This is a genomic window from Streptomyces sp. A1136, from assembly GCF_004795055.1.
Taxonomy (GTDB): Bacteria; Actinomycetota; Actinomycetes; order Streptomycetales; family Streptomycetaceae; genus Streptomyces.
Map to the genome: position 1 here is coordinate 102,741 of NZ_SSBJ01000006.1, position 18,832 is coordinate 121,572.

An 18,832-nucleotide genomic window follows, 5' to 3' on the forward strand; every position below is an offset into this window, starting at 1 on the left:
GGTACGCCGCATACCGGCGCCCTTCACTCTTTCGCCTCACCTGAACGAGTGAAGAGCGCCGGGAGGGCAGTCCGGAAAGCCCTCAATGCCCACATCCTTGTGCCGCGCGGCCAATGCGGTCGCGGACAAGGAGAGTTCGGTGGACAAGCGCGAAGGTCGTGATGCCGGAACGATCCGGCTCGACGACCCCTGGTACGACGCGTTGGCGGTCGGCTGGGGTGAGGGTGCCGCAACCGATCCGGCGCGCCCGCCGGCCGGTGGCGGGCCCGCTCCCGGACCGTCCGACATCTACCTCGAGGTACAGCGCAGCGCGGCCTTCCAGGAAGTGCGGAGCCGCTACCGGAGGTTCGTCGTCCCCGCGACCGCCGGCTTCTTCCTCTGGTACGTCGCCTACGTGGTCGCCGCCACGGCGGCGCCCGGCCTGATGGCCCGGCCCGTCGTCGGCGCGGTCAACGTGGCCCTGCTCGCCGGCCTCGCGCAGTTCCTCAGCACGTTCCTCCTCACCTGGGCCTACGCCCGCCACGCGCGGCTGCGCCGGGACCGGGCCGCGCTCGACCTGCGTTGGACGGTCTTCGAGCAGGAGCGGGGCCGGCAGCGCGACCGGGCGCGGGGGGAGGAGCGTTGAGCACCGCACACCAGGCCCTCGCGCTGATCCTGTTCAGCGTCTTCATCGCGATCACCCTCGGCATCACCACATGGGTCAGCCGCAACCGGCACGGCTCGGCGGAGGAGTTCTACGCCGGAGGGCGTCTCTTCTCCCCGTTGGAGAACGGGTTCGCCATCGCCGGTGACTACATGTCGGCCGCCTCCTTCCTCGGCATCTCGGGCCTCATCGCCCTGTTCGGCTACGACGGCATGTTGTATTCGGTGGGCTTCCTCGTCGCCTGGTTGGTGGTCCTCTTCCTGGTCGCCGAACTGGTCCGCAACTGCGGGAGGTTCACCCTCGCCGACGTGGTCGCGGCCCGGATGAGCCAGCGGCCGGTCCGGATCGCGGCCGGCGCCTCCTCGGTCGTGGTCTCCGTGTTGTACCTCGTCGCGCAGATGGTCGGCGCGGGCAGTCTGGTCGGGCTGCTGATCGGGGGCTCGGGCACCGCCGCCAAGACCCTGACCGTGGTCGGGGTCGGCGCGCTCATGGTGGTCTACGTGTCGTTCGGCGGCATGCGGGCCACCACCTGGATCCAGATCGTCAAGGCCGTGCTGTTGATGGGTGGCGCGATCACGCTGACCGTGTTGGTGCTGCTGCGGTTCCACGGCGACGTGAACCAACTGCTGAGCACCGCCGCCGAGCGCAGCGGACAAGGAGCCCGGTTCCTGAGTCCGGGCCTCAAGTACGGGGCCGACTGGACCGCCCGCCTCGACTTCATGAGCCTGGGCCTCGCGCTCGTCCTCGGCACGGCCGGACTCCCGCACATCCTGTCCCGCTTCTACACCGTGCCGACGGCGCGGGCGGCGCGCCGGTCCGTCGTCTGGGCCATCGCCCTGATCGGCGGCTTCTACCTGATGACCATCGTGCTCGGGTTCGGCGCGGCCGCGCTGCTGGGGCCCGATCAGGTCCGGGCGTCCAACGCCTCCGGGAACACGGCGGTTCCGCTGCTCGCGGGCTTCCTGGGCGGGGGAACCGATTCAACGGGGGGTGCGGTGCTGTTCGCCTTCGTCGCCGCCATCGCCTTCGCGACCATCCTCGCGGTGGTCGCCGGGATCACCCTCGCGTCCTCGGCCTCCGTGGCCCACGACCTGTACGCCTCGCTCAAGCGCCGCCACGGCCGCCGGCGCGGCGAGGTGGCGGTGGCCAAGGTCGCGGCCGTCGGGATCGGGGCGGTGGCGATCGGCCTGGGGCTGCTCGCCCAGGACCTGAACGTGGCGTTCCTGGTCGGGCTGGCCTTCGCGGTGGCCGCGTCCGCGAACCTCCCCGTGCTGCTGTACTCCCTGTTCTGGCGCGAGTTCACGACGCGGGGGGCGGTCTGGTCCGTGTACGGGGGGTTGGTGCCCGCGGTGCTCCTGGTCGTGCTGTCCCCGGTGGTCTCGGGCAGCCCGCAGTCCTTGTTCCCCGGAGTCGACTTCCAGTACTTCCCGCTCCAGAACCCCGGGATCGTGTCGATCCCCCTCGGGTTCCTCGCGGGCTGGTTGGGCACGCTCACCTCGGCGGAGGCGCCGGACGCGGCGAAGCACGCGGAGACGGAGGTCCGGTCGCTGACCGGTGCCGGCGCCGTGTGACGCGCGGTCACGCGGGGCCGGGGTCCTGCGGGCGCCAGCTGTAGCGGTGCTCGGGGCGGCCGGTCTCGCCGTAGCGCAGGGCGAGCGTGACCCGGCCGGAGCGGTCCAGCAGCTTGAGGTAGCGCTGGGCGGTCTGGCGGCTGATGCCCGCGCGGTCGGCGATCTGCTGGGTGGAGAGCGGTCCGGCGGCCGTGCGCAGGACCTGCCGGACGAGTTCGGCGGTGGTGGGGGAGTGGCCCTTGGGGAGGTCGTTGGGGCTCTCGGCCGCGGCCAGGGCGCCGAAGAGGCGGTCCACCTCCGCCTGTTCGGCCTCCCCGCCGGCCTCCAAGGCGTCCCGGAGGGCCCTGTACGCCTCCAGCCGGGAGCGAAGCCCGGCGAAGGTGAAGGGCTTGACGAGGTACTGGAGGGCGCCGAGGCGCATGGCCGCCTGGACGGTGGCCAGGTCACGGGCGGCGGTGACCATGATGACGTCGGTCCGGTGGCCGTGCTGGCGCAGGCGGCGCACCAGGTCCAGGCCGTTCTCGTCGGGGAGGTAGTGGTCGAGGAGGATCAGATCGACCGGATGGGACTCCAGGAACTCCAGGGCCTCGGCCGCCGAATGGACCTGGGTGGACACTCGGAAGCCGGGAACCTTCGCCACGTACGCCGCGTTGATCAGGGCAACACGCACGTCGTCGTCGACGACCAATACGTGCATCGGGGTCTCGTTCATCGCAGGGCCTCCGGGAGTACGACGGAGAACTCCGCCCCTCCGTCCGCTGTCCCGCCGGCCCGGACCGCGCCACCTTGCCGCTCCGCCAGGCGGCGCACCAAAGCGAGCCCGAGTCCGCGCTCGCGGAGGGCCGAGGGCTGCTTGGTCGACCAGCCCTCCGTGAAGATCTCCTCGCCGTGGCCGGCGGGGATACCGGGACCGCTGTCGCGGACGTGGAGCACCGCCGAGCGGCCCTCGGCGCGGAGCTCGACCTCGACCCAGGGCGCCGCCGAGCCGGCGGCCGCGTCCAGGGCGTTGTCCACCAGATTGCCCGTGATGGTGACGAGGTCGCCCGGATCGACGAGGCGGTCCGGGAGCAAGGTGCGGTCGGCGAGGCGCAGGGAGACGCCCCGCTCGGCGGCGACCGCCCCCTTGCCCACCAGGAGCGCGGCCAGCAGCGGGTCGCGGACCCTCTCCGTGACCTGCTCGGCGGTACTGCGGTGCACTCCGGCGACCTCGGTCACGAACTCCGCGGCCTCGTCGTGGAGGCCGAGCTCCAGCAGGCCGAGCAAGGTGTGGAGCCGGTTGGCGTGCTCGTGGTCCTGGGCGCGCAGGGCCTCGATCAGGCCCTGGGTGGAGTCGAGCTCCCGGGCCAGGTGCTCCAGCTCGGTGCGATCGCGCAGGGTCGCGACGGCGCCGCCGTCCTCGGTCACCATCCGGTTGGCCACCAGCACCCGGGCGCCCTGGACGGTGAGCAAGTCGCGGCCGGTGACGCGGCCGGCGAGGACATCGGTGGTGCGGCCGGCGCCGAGTACGTCGTCCAGGGCGCGCCCCGCCAAGGCGTCGACCGAGTGCGGCGAGAGGCCCAGCAGCCGCGCGGCCTCATCGTTGACCAGGCGGACCCGACCGGCGCGGTCGAGGGCGATCACGCCTTCGCGGATGGAGTGCAGCATCGCCTCACGCTCGGCGAGCAGGGCAGAGATATCGGAGAAGGCCAGGTCACGGGTCTGGCGCTGGATTCTGCGGGAGAGGAGGTAGGCGGCCAGCGCCCCGGCCGCCAGGGCGCCGCCCGCGTAGGCGAGCAGCCCCGGGATGGCCCCGAGCAAGCGTGCCCGGACGCTGTCGTAGGCGATGCCCACCGAGACCGCGCCGACGATCTCCCCGTCGGCGGCCACCAGCGGTACCTTGCCACGGGCCGAGCGGCCCAGGGTGCCCTCGTCGATCTCCATGACGTCGCGGCCCGCGAGCGCGTCACCCGGGTCGGTGGAGACCGGCCGGCCGATGCGGTCGGGGCTGGGGTGGGAGTGGCGGATCCCGTTCAGGTCCACGACGACCACGTACTCGGCGCCCGTGGCCCGACGGATGCGCTCGGCCGCCACCTGAACCGGACCGTCCGGGGTGGGCGCGGAACGCAGCAGGTCCGCGGCCAGCGCCGGATCGGCCGCCGCGCTCTGGGCGATGGCGAGGGCCCGGCGCATGGCCTGGTCGTCGAGCTGCGCGCCGAGTGGCGCCAGGAACAGCCCGGTGGCCAGGACCGCGACCCCGGCGGCGATGGCGAGCTGCGTCAGCAGGATCTGGGAGACGGCCCGTCTGGGCCGCCCGAGGCGCCGAGCGCAGGTGAGGAGGAACCGCATGGGTAGCACCGTAGGTCGGCTTTCGGCCAAGCGGAATCCTTGGGGGAAGCCGGAGGCGGGTCGGTCGGGTTGATCACGATGGGGGAGCCGGAGTCTCGCCCGGCGTGCCGCGGGGAGGTGGTCCGGGTGGTAGGACGACCGGGGCCCGGCGTGCGGCGGCCGCCAGGTTGGCACAGGACAGGGGCGGTTCCGTGGACGGCTGGAACAGTTCGGCCGCACGGCAGTGGTGGTGGGACGTGGCGGGGACGGCCCCGGGAAACCCCGGCCCGGCGCACGATCGGCCGGTGTACCGAAGGTAGGGGTTCTTCATCCGCCCCTCTGCGGCGGCCGGGTGAGGGGGTGGCCAAGCCGTGCGCTCGGGGCCGGCGGGTGCCAGGCTCGCAGGCCGTCGGTGAGAGCGTGGCGGCCGACCCTGGCACCGGTGCGTCGCGGCGCACCTTCCGATGGCCACCGCGAGGCTGCGTGCCGACCACGAGCGGTCCGGACGGTCCGTTCCCTCGGCCCGGGTGTGGCCGGGAAGCATCGCCCCGGCGGTCGCTCCCGGTCACGCACCTCTCCGAGGTCTTCGGGCCCTTCCGCGCGACGACCCTCGTTGCGCTCGGTGAGCCGCGCGGAGCGGCCGAGCGGACGAGGACCCCGGGCCCCATGCCGAAGTGGCGACCGTCGGCGAATTCGTCGCGGCCCCGGACGGGCCCCCGGGGGAGTCGGCGGGCCGGCCGGCGTCGGTCCCGCCCGGCCGGTGACTCCCGTTACGGCAGAGGCCGGGGCGGGCGGGGGCCGGCGTAGTGGCCGCTCGGGCGCATGCGCAGGGGTCGCTCCTGGTATTCCTCCAGCGCGTGCGCGATCCAGCCCGCCGTGCGGGACACCGCGAACACCGTCTCACCGGCCTCCGCCGGCATGCCGTACGACACGGTCAGCACCGCCACGGCCAGGTCCACATTGGGGTACAGCCCGCCGCCGTGGCGGGCCATCACCTCGGCCACGTCCCCGGCGGCCTCCAGGGCGCGCGAGGCCTGGGGCAGTGCTTCCAACCGGGCGAACAACGCTCCCGCGCGCGGGTCCGGGCCCCGGTACAGCCGGTGGCCCAGCCCCGGCACGCGCCGCCCCGCCCGCAGGTACTCGGCCACGACCGGCGCGGCCCCGCCCCGCTCCAGGACCTCCGCCAGCATCCGGTGCGCGAGCCGGCCGGCAGCCCCGTGCAGGGGGCCTTCGAGCGCCCCGAGTCCGGCCGAGACCGCCGCGTACGGATGGGCGCGCGCCGACGCCGCCACCCGCACGGCCAGGGTCGAGGCGGCCAGGTCGTGGTCGGCCAGCAGGCCCAGGGTCAGGTCCAGCACGGCCAAGGCGTCCGGGTCGGGTTCCCGCGCCGTGAGCCGGGACCACAGGCGCCGGGCCAGTCGGGTGTCACCACCCCACCGGGTGGGGCCCACCTCGGGCAGTGCGCCGACCAGAGTCGGGATCAGGCAGCGCGCGGAGCCCAGTACGGCTGACTCGGACAGGTCGAACCGCAGCGGATCGGCCACGGCCGCGGCGGCGACGGCCACCCGGAGCCGGTCGATGGGACCGCTGTGCTCGGGCAGCGCGGCCACCGAGCGTCGGGCCGCGGCCAAGGCCTCCGGCGGGGCGGTGAAGCGGGCTCCGGGGGCCGGCGTTCCCGTCCAGAGCCACTCCGCGACCTCCTCGTAGCGGTGCCGGGAGGCCAGCTCCACCGCGTCCACGCCGCGGAAGTAGTACCGGTCGTCCTCGATCAGGGTGAGGGACGTCCGGACGGAGAGTTCCCCGGAGGCGACCGCCGGTCCGGCCGCCTCGCGCCGGTTGCGTCGGGCCAGCGCCTCGACCTCGCGCGCGTCGAAGCTGCTGCCGCGTCCGACCGGATCACGGCGGCTGGTCAGCTGCCCCCGGCTCACGTACGCGTACACGGTCGCGGGTTTCACACCGAGGACTTCCGCCGCTTGCCGCGTGGTGAGCCGTCGCTCGTCTTCCGCCTGGTCCTTCATGACGGTCACCCTACATATATTGATCCGATCAATATTGACAGGGATTGAATCCATGATGGATGGTCGATCCATGAACTCCACCGTCGAAGTACCCCGCGGGCTCGCGGGAGTCGTGGTCACCGAGACGCAGCTCGGGGACGTCCGAGGCCGCGAGGGCTTCTACCACTACCGCCAGTACTCCGCTGTCGAGCTCGCGGCGAGTCGCAGCTTCGAGGACGTGTGGCGGCTGATGTTCCGAGGGGCCCTGCCCGAGGACGTCACCGAGCGCGCCGCCTTCGCCGCCGAGGTCGCCCCGCTGCGCCACCTACCGGCCGAGGTGCGCGAGGCCCTCCCGGCCCTCGCCGACGCCACCGCCCTGTCCGGCCCCCTGGCCGGGCTGCGCACCGCGCTCTCCCTGCTCGGCGCCTCCGCCGGCTTCCGACCCGTCTACGACGTGGACCCCGAGCGCCGGGCGGCCGACGCGCTCGCCGCCTGCGCCGCCGTACCGACCCTGCTCACCGCACTGCACCGGCTCGGACAGGGCTTGGAGCCGGTGGACCCGCGCGACGACCTTCCGTACGCCGCCAACTACCTCTACATGCTGAGCGGCCAGGTGCCCGAGCCGGCCAAGGCGCGCGCCGTCGAGCAGTACCTGATCTCCACCATCGACCACGGGTTCAACGCCTCCACCTTCACCGCCCGCGTCATCGCCTCCACCGGCGCGGACGTGGCGGCCTGCCTGACCGGGGCGATCGGGGCGCTGTCCGGACCACTGCACGGCGGCGCCCCGAGCCGGGCTCTGGATACCCTCGACGCGATCGGAACGGCGGACAGGATCGATCCCTGGATCCGCGAACGCGTGCTCGCCGGGGACCGGATCATGGGCTTCGGCCACCCCGTGTACCGCACGGAGGACCCCCGCTCGCGGATGTTGCGTGGCATCGCCCGAGAGTTCGGCGGGCCGCTGGTGGACTTCGCCGTCGAGGTTGAACGGCAGGTCGAGGAGATCCTCGCCGAACTGAAGCCGGGCCGTGAGCTGCACACGAACGTGGAGTTCTACGCGGGCGTGGTCATGGAACTGTGCGGACTGCCGCGTGAGATGTTCACTCCGACCTTTTGCGCGGCCCGTGTGGTCGGCTGGAGCGCGAACGTCCTCGAACAGGCCGCCGACTCGAAGATCATCCGCCCTGCGGCCCGCTACAGCGGCCCCACCCCGCCCGAGCCGGTGCCCGCGTTCGGCTGACTACGATCAGTCGGGTGCACCCGACATCACCGACCAGCGGACGGCCCGACCGGAGCGTTCCCACCATCCCCGTCGTGCTCCTCGCCGGATTCCTCGGCTCCGGCAAGACCACCCTGCTCAACCATCTCCTCGCGCACCGCGGCGGTACGCGCATCGGAGTCGTCGTCAACGACTTCGGCGCCATCGAGATCGACGCGATGGCGGTCGCCGGACAACTCGGCGACTCGATGGTCTCCCTCGGCGGGGGCTGCCTGTGCTGCGCGGTCGACGGTAGCGAGCTCGACGCGTACCTGGAGAAGCTCTCGGCGCCCGCCCACCGGATCGACGTCATCGTCATCGAAGCCAGCGGACTGGCCGAACCGCAGGAACTGATCCGGATGCTGATGGCGAGCGAGAACCCCGCGATCAGGTACGGCGGGACGGTGGAGGTCGTGGACGCGGCCGAGTTCGACGCGACGCGGGCGAAGCACCCGGAGATCGACCGTCACCTCGGGGTCGCGGACCTGGTGGTCCTCAACAAGACCGACCGGATCGACTCCGCGGAGCGCTCCCGCGTCGAGACCGAACTGGGGACGCTCTGCGCGCCCGGCACGCCGGTGGTGGCCGTTGACCACGGGCGCGTCGACCCCGAGCTGCTCTTCGACCGCCGCCCCTGGACCGAGCCGCGGGGACAGCTCTCCTTCGAGGACCTGCTGGCCGGGCAAGCCGCGGACGAGGACGGTCGTGACCGGCACGGCCACGGCGGCCACGACGAGCACGGCGGGCACGACGGGCACGTCCACGCGGCTTACGAGAGCGTGGACTTCGTGTCCGAGCAGGCGATGAACCCGCGCCGGTTCATCGAATTCCTCGACCGCCGGCCCGCCGGCCTCTACCGGATCAAGGGCTTCGTCTACTTCGGTGTCCCCGGGCACGAGGAACGCTACGAGGTCCAGGCGGTGGGCCGCTTCCTCCGCTTCGCCACCGCCCCCTGGGGACGGGGCGAGGCCCGGCTGACCCGGTTGGTGTTGATCGGCTCCGAGATGGACGGCGCCGGGCTGCTCCGCGAACTGGAGGCCTGCCGCGAACCGGAGCCGCGACAGGTGAGCCCCGAGAGCATGTGGGGAGTCCTGCGCTACGTCGCCCGACCGGTGCGGGAAGAGGATGCCGAGGGCCGCCCGGAGGAAGACCGGGGCGTCTAGCTAGGCGACTTCTATGCCGAATTCGCCCAGCAGGTCCTCCAGGCCGCCCCGGTAGCCCTTGCCGCCGATCACGAACTTCCAATCGCCCCCCGGACGGCGCCGGAAGGACCCGAGGACCAGGGCGGTCTCGCCTGGCCGGCCGTCGGAGACCTCCAGCTGGTCGAGTTCCTGTCCGGCGGAGTCGAGGAGTCGGATGCGGGCGTCGGTGAAGCCGGCGAGATCGGCGTTCGGATCGACCTCCGGGTCGATGGCGGCGACGAGCACCAGACGGTCGGCGCGTTCCGGCAGGCCGTCGAAGTCGACCTCGACGGCGGCCTTGTCGGGCGCCGTGTGGGCCCCGGACCGCACGGAGCCGTCCGGGGTCCGGGGGTTGTTGTAGAAGACGAAGTGGTCTTCGCCCAGCACCCGGCCGCCCTCGCAGACCAGCGCGCAGACGTCCAGGGCGACGGCGCCCGCCCAGGACATGCCGAGGACGTTGTACGGGGCCGGGTCGGCCGCCTGCGCGGGTGATGACGCCTGCCCGGACGCGGGGGAGGGCGCCACCCCGCGGTCGGTGGCCGCCGCCTGCGCCGTGGGTCGGCCACCGTCGCCCAAGCGGCCCCGAAGCCCGTGCTGGTGCAGCAGGGCCACCAGTTCGGACCCGGGAACCAACTCCAGCGGCTTGCCGTTGACAAAGGTGTACGACCCCGGCCCGAAGGACGCGGTGGTGACCAGCACCCCCTTGTTCGCCCCCCTGTCCTGCACGGTGCCGTACAAGTCCCGCACCGCCGTCGGCGGGACGGTGTTCCGGTAGCGCTTGACCTGGACGACGATCCGCCCACCCCGGATCGGCGCCGGGTCCAACGCCTCGACGTCCACGCCGCCGTCGCCCGATCGCTGCGTCGTCACCGCTTCCATGCCCATGGCCCGGAACAGCTCGGCGACCAGGTTCTCGAAGGCGATCGGGTCCATCGTGAACAGGTCGGGCTCCTCCTCGCCGTCGCCCGCGTGTCCGCCGTGGCTGACCACACCCCCGACCTCGCCCGGCCTGCGGCCCGGCCGCACCGCCGTCAACTGGTCCGGCCGGGCGGACAACTGCCCGCCCAATCCGTCGAGCAGACAGTCCACCGCGCTCACCTGCTCCAGGCGCAGACCGGCGAAGGCCTCGCGCTCGGCCCGCACCGTGGCCAGGACGATCTGCGCCTCGCGCCCCGTCACCGGATCGTGGTCGTCCACGAACCCGTTGACCACCACCGAGTCCAGGGCTTCGAACTCGTCCGCCGCGTACAGCTCGCGCAGCACCAGCAACACGCACTGGGCCAGCAGGTCCCGGTACAGGGCCCGCCGCTGGGTGGCCGGACGGGCCGTCTCCTTGTCCTGGTCGGTACTCGGCACGTACCGGACCACCTTGATCTCCGGAACCACCTCGAAGCGGGGCAGTTCCCAGTCCAGCACCAGTTGGCGGGCGGCACGGTCGTACGCGGCGGACACCTGCCTGGGCAACTGTTCGGGCCAGGCCGCGGAGGCGTAGAGGGCTGCCGAGAAGTACTCGACCGCCGCGTCGGCGTCACGGTCGCGCAGTCGTCCGGCCAGCTCGTCCAGCCCGCGGTTGTGTGCCCGGATCGCGGCGAGCTGCTCGGCCGCCCAGCGCTCGTACTGCCGGCGGTTCTCGGCCAGCTGCTGTTGGCGCCGGGTCTCCGCCGACTGGGCCTTCTGTCGGGCCCGCGCATAGCGCGCCTGCTCCTCGCGCTCCGCCTGCACCCGCCGATAGGAGCCCAGCGCCATGCCACTGCTCAGCTGCTGGAACTCCTCGATGCGCGGCAGCGCCACCGGGTGGGCCAGGGGCCCGGGACGGAACGGTTCGAGTATCTCGCTCCGTACCAGCGAGGCCATCCGGAACGCCGTCGCCCGGCAGCCCTGCGCCAGCAGGTTCTGCAACGCCGCGACTTCGGCCTCGATGCCCTCCGTGCGGCTGCGGGCCTCGGCTTCACGGCGTTGCCGGTAGGCGGCCTGCTGCTCACGCTCGCCCCGGGTCACGTCCCGGTCCCAGGCCCGTCGGCGGCGCTCCGCTTCGCGCTGCTGGATCAACTGCGTCCGCTGCTGCCTGCGCTGGGCCTCGGCCCAGTCCCCGATCATCCCGCTCGACTGACGGCTCATCAGTTTTCCCCCGCCCCCACCACAAGCACCAACGGGAAAACACTAGTCGGCATTCGGGTGGTACGTCCCCCGGCGCGTACCACCCGAACCGACTGTTTGCGCTACAGCGCGCCGCCCGCCAACGCCACGGCCGCCGCCGGGAGCGCCGTGCCGGAGCCGTCCCGGCGCGGGTCGACCGCCGGCAGCTCGGCCGGCGCGCCGCCGGCCGTCGCCGCGCGGACCGGGGCGTTGCCCGCCCAGGCCAGCGTCAGTACGTCCTCGCCCTTGAGGAACCGCTGGCAGCGCACGCCACCGGTGGCCCTGCCCTTGCGCGGGTACTGGTCGAACGGGGTCAGCTTCCCGGACTGGACCGAGTCGTCGAGCGTGCCGTGGGAGCCGGCCACGGTGAACACCATGGCCTCGCGCCCCGGGTCCACGGCCGAGAAGTGGATCACCTTCGCTCCCTCGGAGAGCTTGATGCCCGCCATACCGCCCGCCGGGCGCCCCTGCGGGCGTACCTGAGCCGCCGGGTAGCGCAGCAGCTGGGCGTCGTCGGTGATGAAGACGAGATCCTCCTCGCCCGTGCGCAGCTCGACCGCGCCGACGATCCGGTCACCCTCCTTGAGGGTGATGACCTCCAGCTCGTCCTTGTTCGCGGGGTAGTCCGGTACGACCCGCTTGACCACACCCTGCTCGGTGCCCAACGCCAGACCCTGGGAGCTCTCGTCCAGCGCGAGCAGGCAGACCACCTGCTCGTCCGCCTCCAGCCCGGACAGGAACTCGGTGACCGGGGCGCCCCCGGCCAGGTTCGGCGCGGTGTGGGTGTCCGGCAGCTGTGGCAGGTCGATCACGGACAGCCGCAGCAGCCGCCCGTACGAGGTGACCACGCCGACCTCGGCCCGGGCCGTCGCGGTGACCTGCGAGACGATCAGGTCGTGCTTGGCCCGGGGGCCGCCCTCCTCCAGCGGCAGCGGTTCGGCGGTGACCGTCCGCGCCAGCAGGCCGGTCGAGGACAGGAGTACCCGGCAGGGGTCGTCCGCGACCTCCAGCGGAACCGCCCCCACGGCCGTGGCCCCCGACTCCAGCAGGACCGTGCGCCGTTCGGTGGAGAACTTCTTCGCCACGGCGGCCAGTTCCGAGGAGACGAGCTTGCGCAGCTCGCTGTCGGACTCCAGGATGCCGGTCAGTTCGTCGATCTCGCCGGTCAGCCGGTCGCGCTCGGACTCCAGCTCGATGCGGTCGAAGCGGGTGAGCCTGCGCAGCGGGGTGTCCAGGATGTACTGGGTCTGGATCTCGCTCAGCGAGAAGCGCTCGATCAGCCGTTCCTTCGCCTGCGCCGAGTTGTCGCTGTCCCGGATGATCCGGATGACCTCGTCGATGTCGACGAGGGCCACCAGCAGACCCTCGACCAGGTGCAGGCGGTCGCGCCGCTTGCCCCGGCGGAACTCGCTGCGCCGCCGTACGACCTCGAAGCGGTGGTCGAGATAGACCTCCAGCAGCTCCTTGAGGCCCAGCGTCAGCGGCTGCCCGTCGACCAGCGCGACGTTGTTGATGCCGAAGGACTCCTCCATCGGCGTCAGCTTGTAGAGCTGTTCCAGGACGGCCTCGGGGTGGAAGCCGTTCTTGATCTCGATGACCAGGCGCAGGCCGTGCGAGCGGTCGGTGAGGTCCTTGACGTCGGCGATGCCCTGGAGCTTCTTGGAACCGACCAGGTCCTTGATCTTCGCGATGACCTTCTCGGGACCGACCGTGAAGGGCAGTTCGGTGACGACCAGGCCCTTGCGGCGGGCGGTCACGTTCTCCACGGCCACCGTCGCGCGGATCTTGAACGTCCCGCGACCGTTCTCGTAGGCGTCCTTGATGCCCGACAGGCCCACGATCCGTCCGCCGGTCGGCAGGTCGGGGCCGGGCACGAAGCGCATCAGCGCCTCCAGGTCCGCCTGCGGGTAGCGGATCAGGTGCCGGGCGGCCGCGATGACCTCGCCCAGGTTGTGCGGCGGCATGTTGGTGGCCATGCCGACCGCGATCCCGGAGGCGCCGTTGACCAGCAGGTTCGGGTAGGCGGCGGGCAGTGCCACCGGTTCCCGCTCCTGGCCGTCGTAGTTGGCGGTGAAGTCGACGGTGTCCTCGTCGATCGACTCCGTCATCAGTGACGTGGCGTCGGCCATCTTGCACTCGGTGTAACGCATGGCCGCGGGCGGGTCGTCGTTGCCGAGCGAACCGAAGTTGCCGTGGCCGTCGACCAACGGCAGCCGCATCGAGAAGGGCTGGGCCATCCGCACGAGGGCGTCGTAGATCGACGCGTCGCCGTGCGGGTGCAGCTTGCCCATGACCTCGCCCACGACGCGGGCGCACTTCACGTACCCCCGGTCGGGGCGCAGGCCCATCTCGTTCATCTGGTAGACGATGCGCCGGTGTACCGGCTTCATGCCGTCACGGGCGTCCGGCAGGGCACGGGAGTAGATCACCGAGTACGCGTACTCGAGGAAGGAGCCCTGCATTTCGTCGACGACGTCGATGTCGAGGATCTTCTCCTCGAAATCCTCCGGCGGCGGGGTCTTCGTGCTGCGGCGGGCCATCGCTGCGCGGCTCCTTAACCAAGAATGGGTGTACTCGGGGTCTGACGGTGGGACGGTTGGGGCGGTCTGACGGTGTTCGGGTCCGGCGGTACGTGTCGGTCCCGACGGTCCGGCCGGGCAGCCGACCGGTTTCGGCCGATGCCGACGCGGACCATTGTGGCCCGTGGCACCGACAACGCCGACTCCGACCCTGGGGTCCCCCTGGACGGAGTCGCGGGGAAGCCGGGAACTTCTCCGGTCTCCGACGCGCTTGCATACAGTGGCAGGTCTGACAGAAATCTCTGCATCGCGATTCGAAGGGACCACATGCCCATGGGTCACACGGCCACAGCCCAGGCCGGCTCCGGCGGCCTGACAGCGACCGAGCACCGGCTGGCCAACGGCCTGCGCGTGGTGCTTTCCGAGGATCACCTGACTCCGGTCGCCGCCGTCTGCCTCTGGTACGACGTCGGCTCCCGCCACGAAGTCAAGGGACGGACCGGTCTGGCTCACCTCTTCGAGCACCTGATGTTCCAGGGCTCGGCGAGCGTACCGGGCAACGGGCACTTCGAGCTCGTCCAGGGCGCCGGCGGTTCGCTCAACGGCACCACCAGCTTCGAGCGCACCAACTACTTCGAGACGATGCCCGCCCATCAGCTGGAGCTCGCGCTGTGGCTGGAGGCGGACCGCATGGGCTCGCTGCTGGCCGCCCTGGACGACGAGTCCATGGAGAACCAGCGCGACGTCGTCAAGAACGAGCGCCGGCAGCGGTACGACAACGTCCCGTACGGCACGGCGTTCGAGAGGCTGACCGCCCTCGCCTACCCGGAGGGCCACCCGTACCACCACACGCCCATCGGGTCGATGGCCGACCTGGACGCCGCGTCCCTGGAGGACGCCCGCGCCTTCTTCCGTACGTACTACGCGCCGAACAACGCCGTCCTGTCGGTCGTCGGTGACATCGACCCCGAGCAGACGCTCGCCTGGGTCGAGAAGTACTTCGGCTCCATCCCCGCCCACGACGGCAAGCAGCCGCCGCGCGACGGCTCGCTGCCCGAGATCATGGGCGGTCAGCTCCGTCAGGAGATCGTCGAGGAGGTCCCGGCCCGCGCGCTGATGGCCGCGTACCGGCTGCCGCACGACGGCACCCGCGAGTGCGACGCCGCCGACGTGGCGTTGACCGTCCTGGGCGGTGGCGAGTCCTCCCGCCTCCACAACCGCCTGGTCCGGCGAGACCAGAGCGCCGTCGCGGCCGGCTTCGGCCTGCTGCGCCTCGCGGGCGCCCCCTCCCTGGGCTGGCTGGACGTGAAGACCTCCAGCGGGGTCGAGGTGCCCGCCATCGAGGCGGCCGTGGACGAGGAACTCGCGCGGTTCGCCGCCGAGGGCCCGACGGCCGAGGAGATGGAGCGCGCCCAGGCGCAGCTGGAGCGCGAGTGGCTGGACCGGCTGAGCACGGTGGCCGGCCGCGCCGACGAACTGTGCCGCTTCGCGGTCCTGTTCGGCGACCCGCAGCTCGCCCTGACCGCGGTCCAGCGCGTCCTCGACGTCACCGCCGAGGAAGTCCAGGCCGTCGCCGCGGCCCGGCTGCGCCCCGACAACCGCGCGGTGCTCGTGTACGAGCCGCTCAACGCGGAGTCCGGCGCGTCCGACGAGACCGACGACACCGAGAACGAAGGGGCGGAGCAGTGAGCGACACCGCAGCCGTCACGATGACCCTCCACCCGCAGCCGCAGGCCGGCGAGGCCAAGCCCTGGGCCTTCCCGGCCCCCGAGCGCGGCGCGCTGCCCAACGGCCTGACCCTGCTGCGCTGCCACCGCCCGGGCCGGCAGGTGATCGCCGTCGAGATCAACCTCGCCGCGCCGCTGGACGCGGAGCCCGAGGGCCTGGACGGCGTGGCCACCATCATGGCCCGCGCCCTGTCGGAGGGCACCGACAAGCACTCCGCCGAGGAGTTCGCAGCCGAGCTGGAGCGCTGCGGTGCCACGCTCGACGCGCACGCCGACCACCCGGGCATCCGGGTCTCCCTGGAGGTCCCGGCCTCCCGCCTGGCGAAGGCCCTCGGTCTGGTCGCCGAGGCGCTGCGCGCCCCCGCCTTCGCGGACGGCGAGGTCGACCGGCTGGTGCGCAACCGGCTCGACGAGATCCCGCACGAGCTGGCCAACCCGCAGCGCCGGGCCGCGAAGGAGCTCTCCAAGGAGCTCTTCCCGGCCACCCTTCGGATGTCCCGACCCCGGCAGGGCACCGAGGAGACGGTCTCCCGGATCGACTCCGCGGCCGTACGCGCCTTCTACGAGGCCCACGTGCGCCCCTCGACCGCCACCGCGGTGGTCGTCGGCGACCTGACGGGCATCGACCTCGACGCGGTCCTCGCGGACACCCTGGGCGCGTGGACGGGCGACCGCTCCGAGGCGCTCCCCGTGCCCCCGGTGACCGCCGACGACACCGGGCGCGTGATCATCGTGGACCGGCCCGGCGCGGTCCAGACGCAGCTGCTGATCGGCCGCATCGGTCCGGACCGGCACGACCGCGTCTGGGCGGCCCAGGTACTCGGCACGTACTGCCTGGGCGGCACCCTCACCTCGCGCCTGGACAAGGTGCTGCGCGAGGAGAAGGGGTACACCTACGGGGTGCGCGCCTTCGGCCAGGTGCTGCGCTCCACCGCCGACGGCAAGGGCGCCTCGATGCTCGCCATCAGCGGCTCGGTGGACACGCCCAACACCGGCCCGGCGCTGGACGACCTCTGGACGGTTCTGCGCACCCTCGCGCAGGGCGGCCTGACCGACCCCGAACGGGACGTCGCCGTGCAGAACTTGGTGGGTGTGGCCCCGCTGAAGTTCGAGACGGCGGCCTCGGTCGCGGCCACCCTCGCGGACCAAGTGGAGCAGGAGCTCCCGGACGACTACCAGGCGCGCTTGTACGCTCAGCTCGCCGCGACCGGCACGGTGGAGGCGACCTCGGCGGTCGTCGCGGCGTTCCCCGTGGACCGGTTGGTCACGGTCCTGGTGGGCGACGCGGCGCAGATCGCGGAGCCGGTACGGGCCCTCGGGATCGGCGAGGTCACCGTCGTCGCCAACTGACGCGCGGGCGAGGCGACTTGGCTTGAGGGACTCCGGCGGCTTGTCCGCCGGAGTCCCTTTTCGTCTGTTTGGTGGTGTGGTTGTTCGTATGTTCTGTGGCGTAGGTAACAAAAACGCGCGTCTGTTTGGAGATTGACTGATGATCCGCCTAGCGTCGTCCGTGCTGTCCGTCAGTTGTGCCCGCCGCACCCGCGGCACCGGGCAGCGATCGCCGAGTCCCCGTCAGGCGCGAGCCTGGGGAGCCGGGGACCCACTTGTGTCCCTGGGGTGAATCGGACCGCCTCGCAAGAGGGGCCCGTAGGAGACCTTCCTGCTCCGAACCCGTCAGCTAACCCGGTAGGCGAGAGGGAAGGAAAGGATCAAACCCTTCATGGCGTTTGGCAGTCGTGCCGCCGGTAAGCACCGTGGTTCCAGTCGTCTGAGCCGCAAGACCGCCGGTTACGCCGGCATAGCCGCCCTCGCCACCACGGGCGTCGTCGGCACGTTGGCCGTCCCCGCGTTCGCCGCGGACAAGGCCGCCGCCCCCTCGATGGAGGACACCGGCCTGGGTGCCGTGGTCGTCGCCGACGAGCTCCACAGCGAGATCGAGTACCAGGCCGAGTCGCAGCAGCGCGCCGCCGAGGTCACCGCCGCCAAGGCGCAGGCCGAGGCCGACGCCAAGACGCGCGCCGCCGAGGCCAAGCGCCTCGCGGAGGCCAAGGCGAAGGCCGAGCGCGACGCCGCCGAGCGCGCGGCCCGCGAAGAGGAGCGCAAGCGCCTCAACACCTTCGTCGCCCCGATCGACGGCTCGTACGTCAGCACGCAGTACAAGGCCGGCGGCAGCATGTGGTCCTCCGGCAGCCACACGGGCATCGACTTCCACGCCGGCGAGGGCACCACCGTCCACGCCGTGGGCGCGGGCACCATCGTCGAGGCGGGCTGGGGCGGCGCGTACGGCAACAACGTCGTCATCCGGCACAACGACGGCACCTACACCCAGTACGGGCACCTGCTCTCGCTGAGCGTCTCGGTCGGCGACCAGGTCACCGCCGGCCAGCAGATCGGCATCTCGGGCTCCACGGGCAACGCCAGTGGCCCGCACCTGCACTTCGAGGCCCGCACCGGCGCCACGTACGGCACGGACATCGACCCGGTCGCGTACCTGCGCTCGCACGGCGTCAACGTCTGACGGCACCGCTTCCGTCGAAGGCCCCGGCTCACCGAGCCGGGGCCTTCCGCGTGTGCCGCCAGGCCCCGCGTCCCGCCGGCGAATGTTTCGTATTTCCGGCCGTTCTCGGAATGCGTCGCCTGTTGCAATAAAGTCGCAGTACGGTCGTGGCTGTAACGCCGACGGTCAGCGGTTGACGGCAGACGGTCGGCAGTCGGAATGAGAGCGGAGTCCGGCCTTGCGTATTCCTGCGAACGCGGTATGCACAGCAATTCGTGACGACATCGTCTCCGGGGTCTTCGAACCCGGCGGCAGATTGACCGAGGAGGTCCTCGCCCGCCGGTACGGGGTCTCGCGCGTCCCCGTCCGCGAGGCGCTGCGCACCCTGGAGGCGGAGGGGTTCGTCACCACCCGCCGGCACGCCGGGGCCTGCGTCGCCGAGCCCACCGACCAGGAGGCGGCGGACCTGCTGGAGCTACGGGCGCTCCTTGAGCCGCTCGCCGCCGCCAAGGCCGCCCGTCGGCGCACCGAGGGTCACCTCAAAGTGCTGCGCGGTCTGGTCAGGCTGGGTCAGGAACGGGCCAGGAGCGGGCGGGGGGAGGACCTTCGCGCCCTGGGCGGCTGGTTCCACGAGACGCTCGGGCAGGCCTCCGCCAGCCCCGGGCTGATCTCCGTGCTGACCCAGACCCGGCACAAGATCGCCTGGATGTACGTGGTGCGGGCCCCCGCCCGGCCGGTGGACTCCTGGGCCGAGCACGGCGCGATCGTCGACGCGGTGGCCCGGGGCGACGCCGAGCGCGCCCGGGCGCTCACCGCACTGCACGCGGACCGGGCGGCCGGATCGCACCGGCTGAGGGTGAGGAATCCGCAACCTGTCGTAAACACGGCGAGCGGCCGGCATTAACACGAGCCGTATACAAAGGAGAGGGACATCCGGCCGTGATGGATATTCTCCTGCGTCCGAAAGGAGTCCGAAAGGCGGTCGAAAGGCGGTCG

At 72.1% G+C, this 18,832-nt stretch carries 13 protein-coding genes and 1 riboswitch; of the genes, 8 read left to right on the top strand and 5 right to left on the bottom strand.

Features of this window, described 5'->3' with window-relative positions; genetic code table 11:
• Window positions 1-139 precede the first annotated feature (139 nt).
• Window positions 140-625, top strand: coding sequence for a DUF485 domain-containing protein (locus E6R62_RS07790; protein ID WP_136212574.1), 486 nt, complete (start codon window positions 140-142; stop codon window positions 623-625).
• On the top strand, window positions 622-2,214 hold the full coding sequence (locus tag E6R62_RS07795; protein ID WP_136212575.1) for a cation acetate symporter: 1,593 nt from the start codon (window positions 622-624) through the stop codon (window positions 2,212-2,214). The genes E6R62_RS07790 and E6R62_RS07795 overlap by 4 nt, the downstream gene beginning before the upstream one ends.
• 7 nt (window positions 2,215-2,221) lie before the next feature.
• Here E6R62_RS07795 and E6R62_RS07800 read toward each other — a convergent pair whose 3' ends face one another.
• The 3 genes from E6R62_RS07800 to E6R62_RS07810 all read right to left on the bottom strand — a co-directional run bounded on the left by E6R62_RS07800 (window position 2,222) and on the right by E6R62_RS07810 (window position 6,536).
• A complete protein-coding gene (locus tag E6R62_RS07800; RefSeq protein ID WP_136212576.1) occupies window positions 2,222-2,926 on the bottom strand; it encodes a response regulator in 705 nt (234 codons plus the stop codon).
• Window positions 2,923-4,539: an ATP-binding protein gene (locus tag E6R62_RS07805; RefSeq protein ID WP_136212577.1), complete on the bottom strand. Its 1,617-nt coding sequence runs from the start codon at window positions 4,537-4,539 to the stop codon at window positions 2,923-2,925. Before E6R62_RS07805 ends, E6R62_RS07800 begins: the two co-directional genes overlap by 4 nt.
• Before the next feature lie 749 nt (window positions 4,540-5,288).
• Entirely contained in the window at window positions 5,289-6,536 is a 1,248-nt protein-coding gene (locus E6R62_RS07810; protein ID WP_136212709.1) for a citrate synthase family protein, read from the bottom strand.
• Window positions 6,537-6,591: 55 nt separating this feature from the next.
• On the opposite strand from E6R62_RS07810, the gene E6R62_RS07815 reads away from it, so the two are divergent.
• A complete protein-coding gene (locus E6R62_RS07815; protein ID WP_136212710.1) occupies window positions 6,592-7,758 on the top strand; it encodes a citrate synthase/methylcitrate synthase in 1,167 nt (388 codons plus the stop codon).
• 14 nt (window positions 7,759-7,772) lie between these two features.
• Window positions 7,773-8,939: a GTP-binding protein gene (locus E6R62_RS07820; RefSeq protein WP_240801535.1), complete on the top strand. Its 1,167-nt coding sequence runs from the start codon at window positions 7,773-7,775 to the stop codon at window positions 8,937-8,939.
• On the opposite strand, the gene E6R62_RS07825 is transcribed toward E6R62_RS07820, so the two are convergent.
• The gene (locus E6R62_RS07825; protein WP_240801536.1) at window positions 8,940-11,075 is read right to left on the bottom strand and encodes a restriction endonuclease; all 2,136 of its coding nucleotides are present in this window, start codon (window positions 11,073-11,075) and stop codon (window positions 8,940-8,942) included.
• 101 nt (window positions 11,076-11,176) lie between these two features.
• Window positions 11,177-13,633: a DNA topoisomerase (ATP-hydrolyzing) subunit A gene (locus tag E6R62_RS07830; protein ID WP_136212578.1), complete on the bottom strand. Its 2,457-nt coding sequence runs from the start codon at window positions 13,631-13,633 to the stop codon at window positions 11,177-11,179.
• A 312-nt stretch (window positions 13,634-13,945) separates the two neighbouring features.
• Between E6R62_RS07830 and E6R62_RS07835 the strand changes: the two genes are divergently transcribed.
• The 4 genes from E6R62_RS07835 (at window position 13,946) to E6R62_RS07850 (ending at window position 18,740) form a co-directional block, all read left to right on the top strand.
• On the top strand, window positions 13,946-15,301 hold the full coding sequence (locus tag E6R62_RS07835; RefSeq protein ID WP_136212579.1) for a pitrilysin family protein: 1,356 nt from the start codon (window positions 13,946-13,948) through the stop codon (window positions 15,299-15,301).
• 20 nt (window positions 15,302-15,321) lie between these two features.
• Window positions 15,322-16,689 (top strand): pitrilysin family protein, encoded by a 1,368-nt coding sequence (locus E6R62_RS07840; RefSeq protein ID WP_136212713.1) that lies wholly within the window; start codon window positions 15,322-15,324, stop codon window positions 16,687-16,689.
• A gap of 199 nt (window positions 16,690-16,888) precedes the next feature.
• Window positions 16,889-17,047, top strand: a riboswitch (cyclic di-AMP (ydaO/yuaA leader).
• A 12-nt stretch (window positions 17,048-17,059) separates the two neighbouring features.
• Window positions 17,060-17,857 carry a M23 family metallopeptidase gene (locus tag E6R62_RS07845; RefSeq protein ID WP_136212580.1) on the top strand — a complete coding sequence of 266 codons (798 nt, stop codon included), beginning with the start codon at window positions 17,060-17,062 and terminating at the stop codon, window positions 17,855-17,857.
• Between the two features lie 217 nt (window positions 17,858-18,074).
• A complete protein-coding gene (locus E6R62_RS07850) occupies window positions 18,075-18,740 on the top strand; it encodes a GntR family transcriptional regulator (protein ID WP_136212581.1) in 666 nt (221 codons plus the stop codon).
• Window positions 18,741-18,832 lie beyond the last annotated feature (92 nt).

Excerpts from the sequence above, each read along its gene's own strand:
- E6R62_RS07830 (WP_136212578.1), bottom strand. The coding sequence starts at position 13,633 with ATGGCCCGCCGCAGCACGAAGACCCCGCCGCCGGAGGATTTCGAGGAG.
- E6R62_RS07840 (WP_136212713.1), top strand. The coding sequence starts at position 15,322 with ATGACCCTCCACCCGCAGCCGCAGGCCGGCGAGGCCAAGCCCTGGGCC.
- E6R62_RS07845 (WP_136212580.1), top strand. The coding sequence starts at position 17,060 with ATGGCGTTTGGCAGTCGTGCCGCCGGTAAGCACCGTGGTTCCAGTCGT.
- E6R62_RS07835 (WP_136212579.1), top strand. The coding sequence starts at position 13,946 with ATGGGTCACACGGCCACAGCCCAGGCCGGCTCCGGCGGCCTGACAGCG.
- E6R62_RS07815 (WP_136212710.1), top strand. The coding sequence starts at position 6,592 with ATGGATGGTCGATCCATGAACTCCACCGTCGAAGTACCCCGCGGGCTC.
- E6R62_RS07810 (WP_136212709.1), bottom strand. The coding sequence starts at position 6,536 with ATGAAGGACCAGGCGGAAGACGAGCGACGGCTCACCACGCGGCAAGCG.
- E6R62_RS07800 (WP_136212576.1), bottom strand. The coding sequence starts at position 2,926 with ATGAACGAGACCCCGATGCACGTATTGGTCGTCGACGACGACGTGCGT.
- E6R62_RS07805 (WP_136212577.1), bottom strand. The coding sequence starts at position 4,539 with ATGCGGTTCCTCCTCACCTGCGCTCGGCGCCTCGGGCGGCCCAGACGG.
- E6R62_RS07825 (WP_240801536.1), bottom strand. The coding sequence starts at position 11,075 with ATGAGCCGTCAGTCGAGCGGGATGATCGGGGACTGGGCCGAGGCCCAG.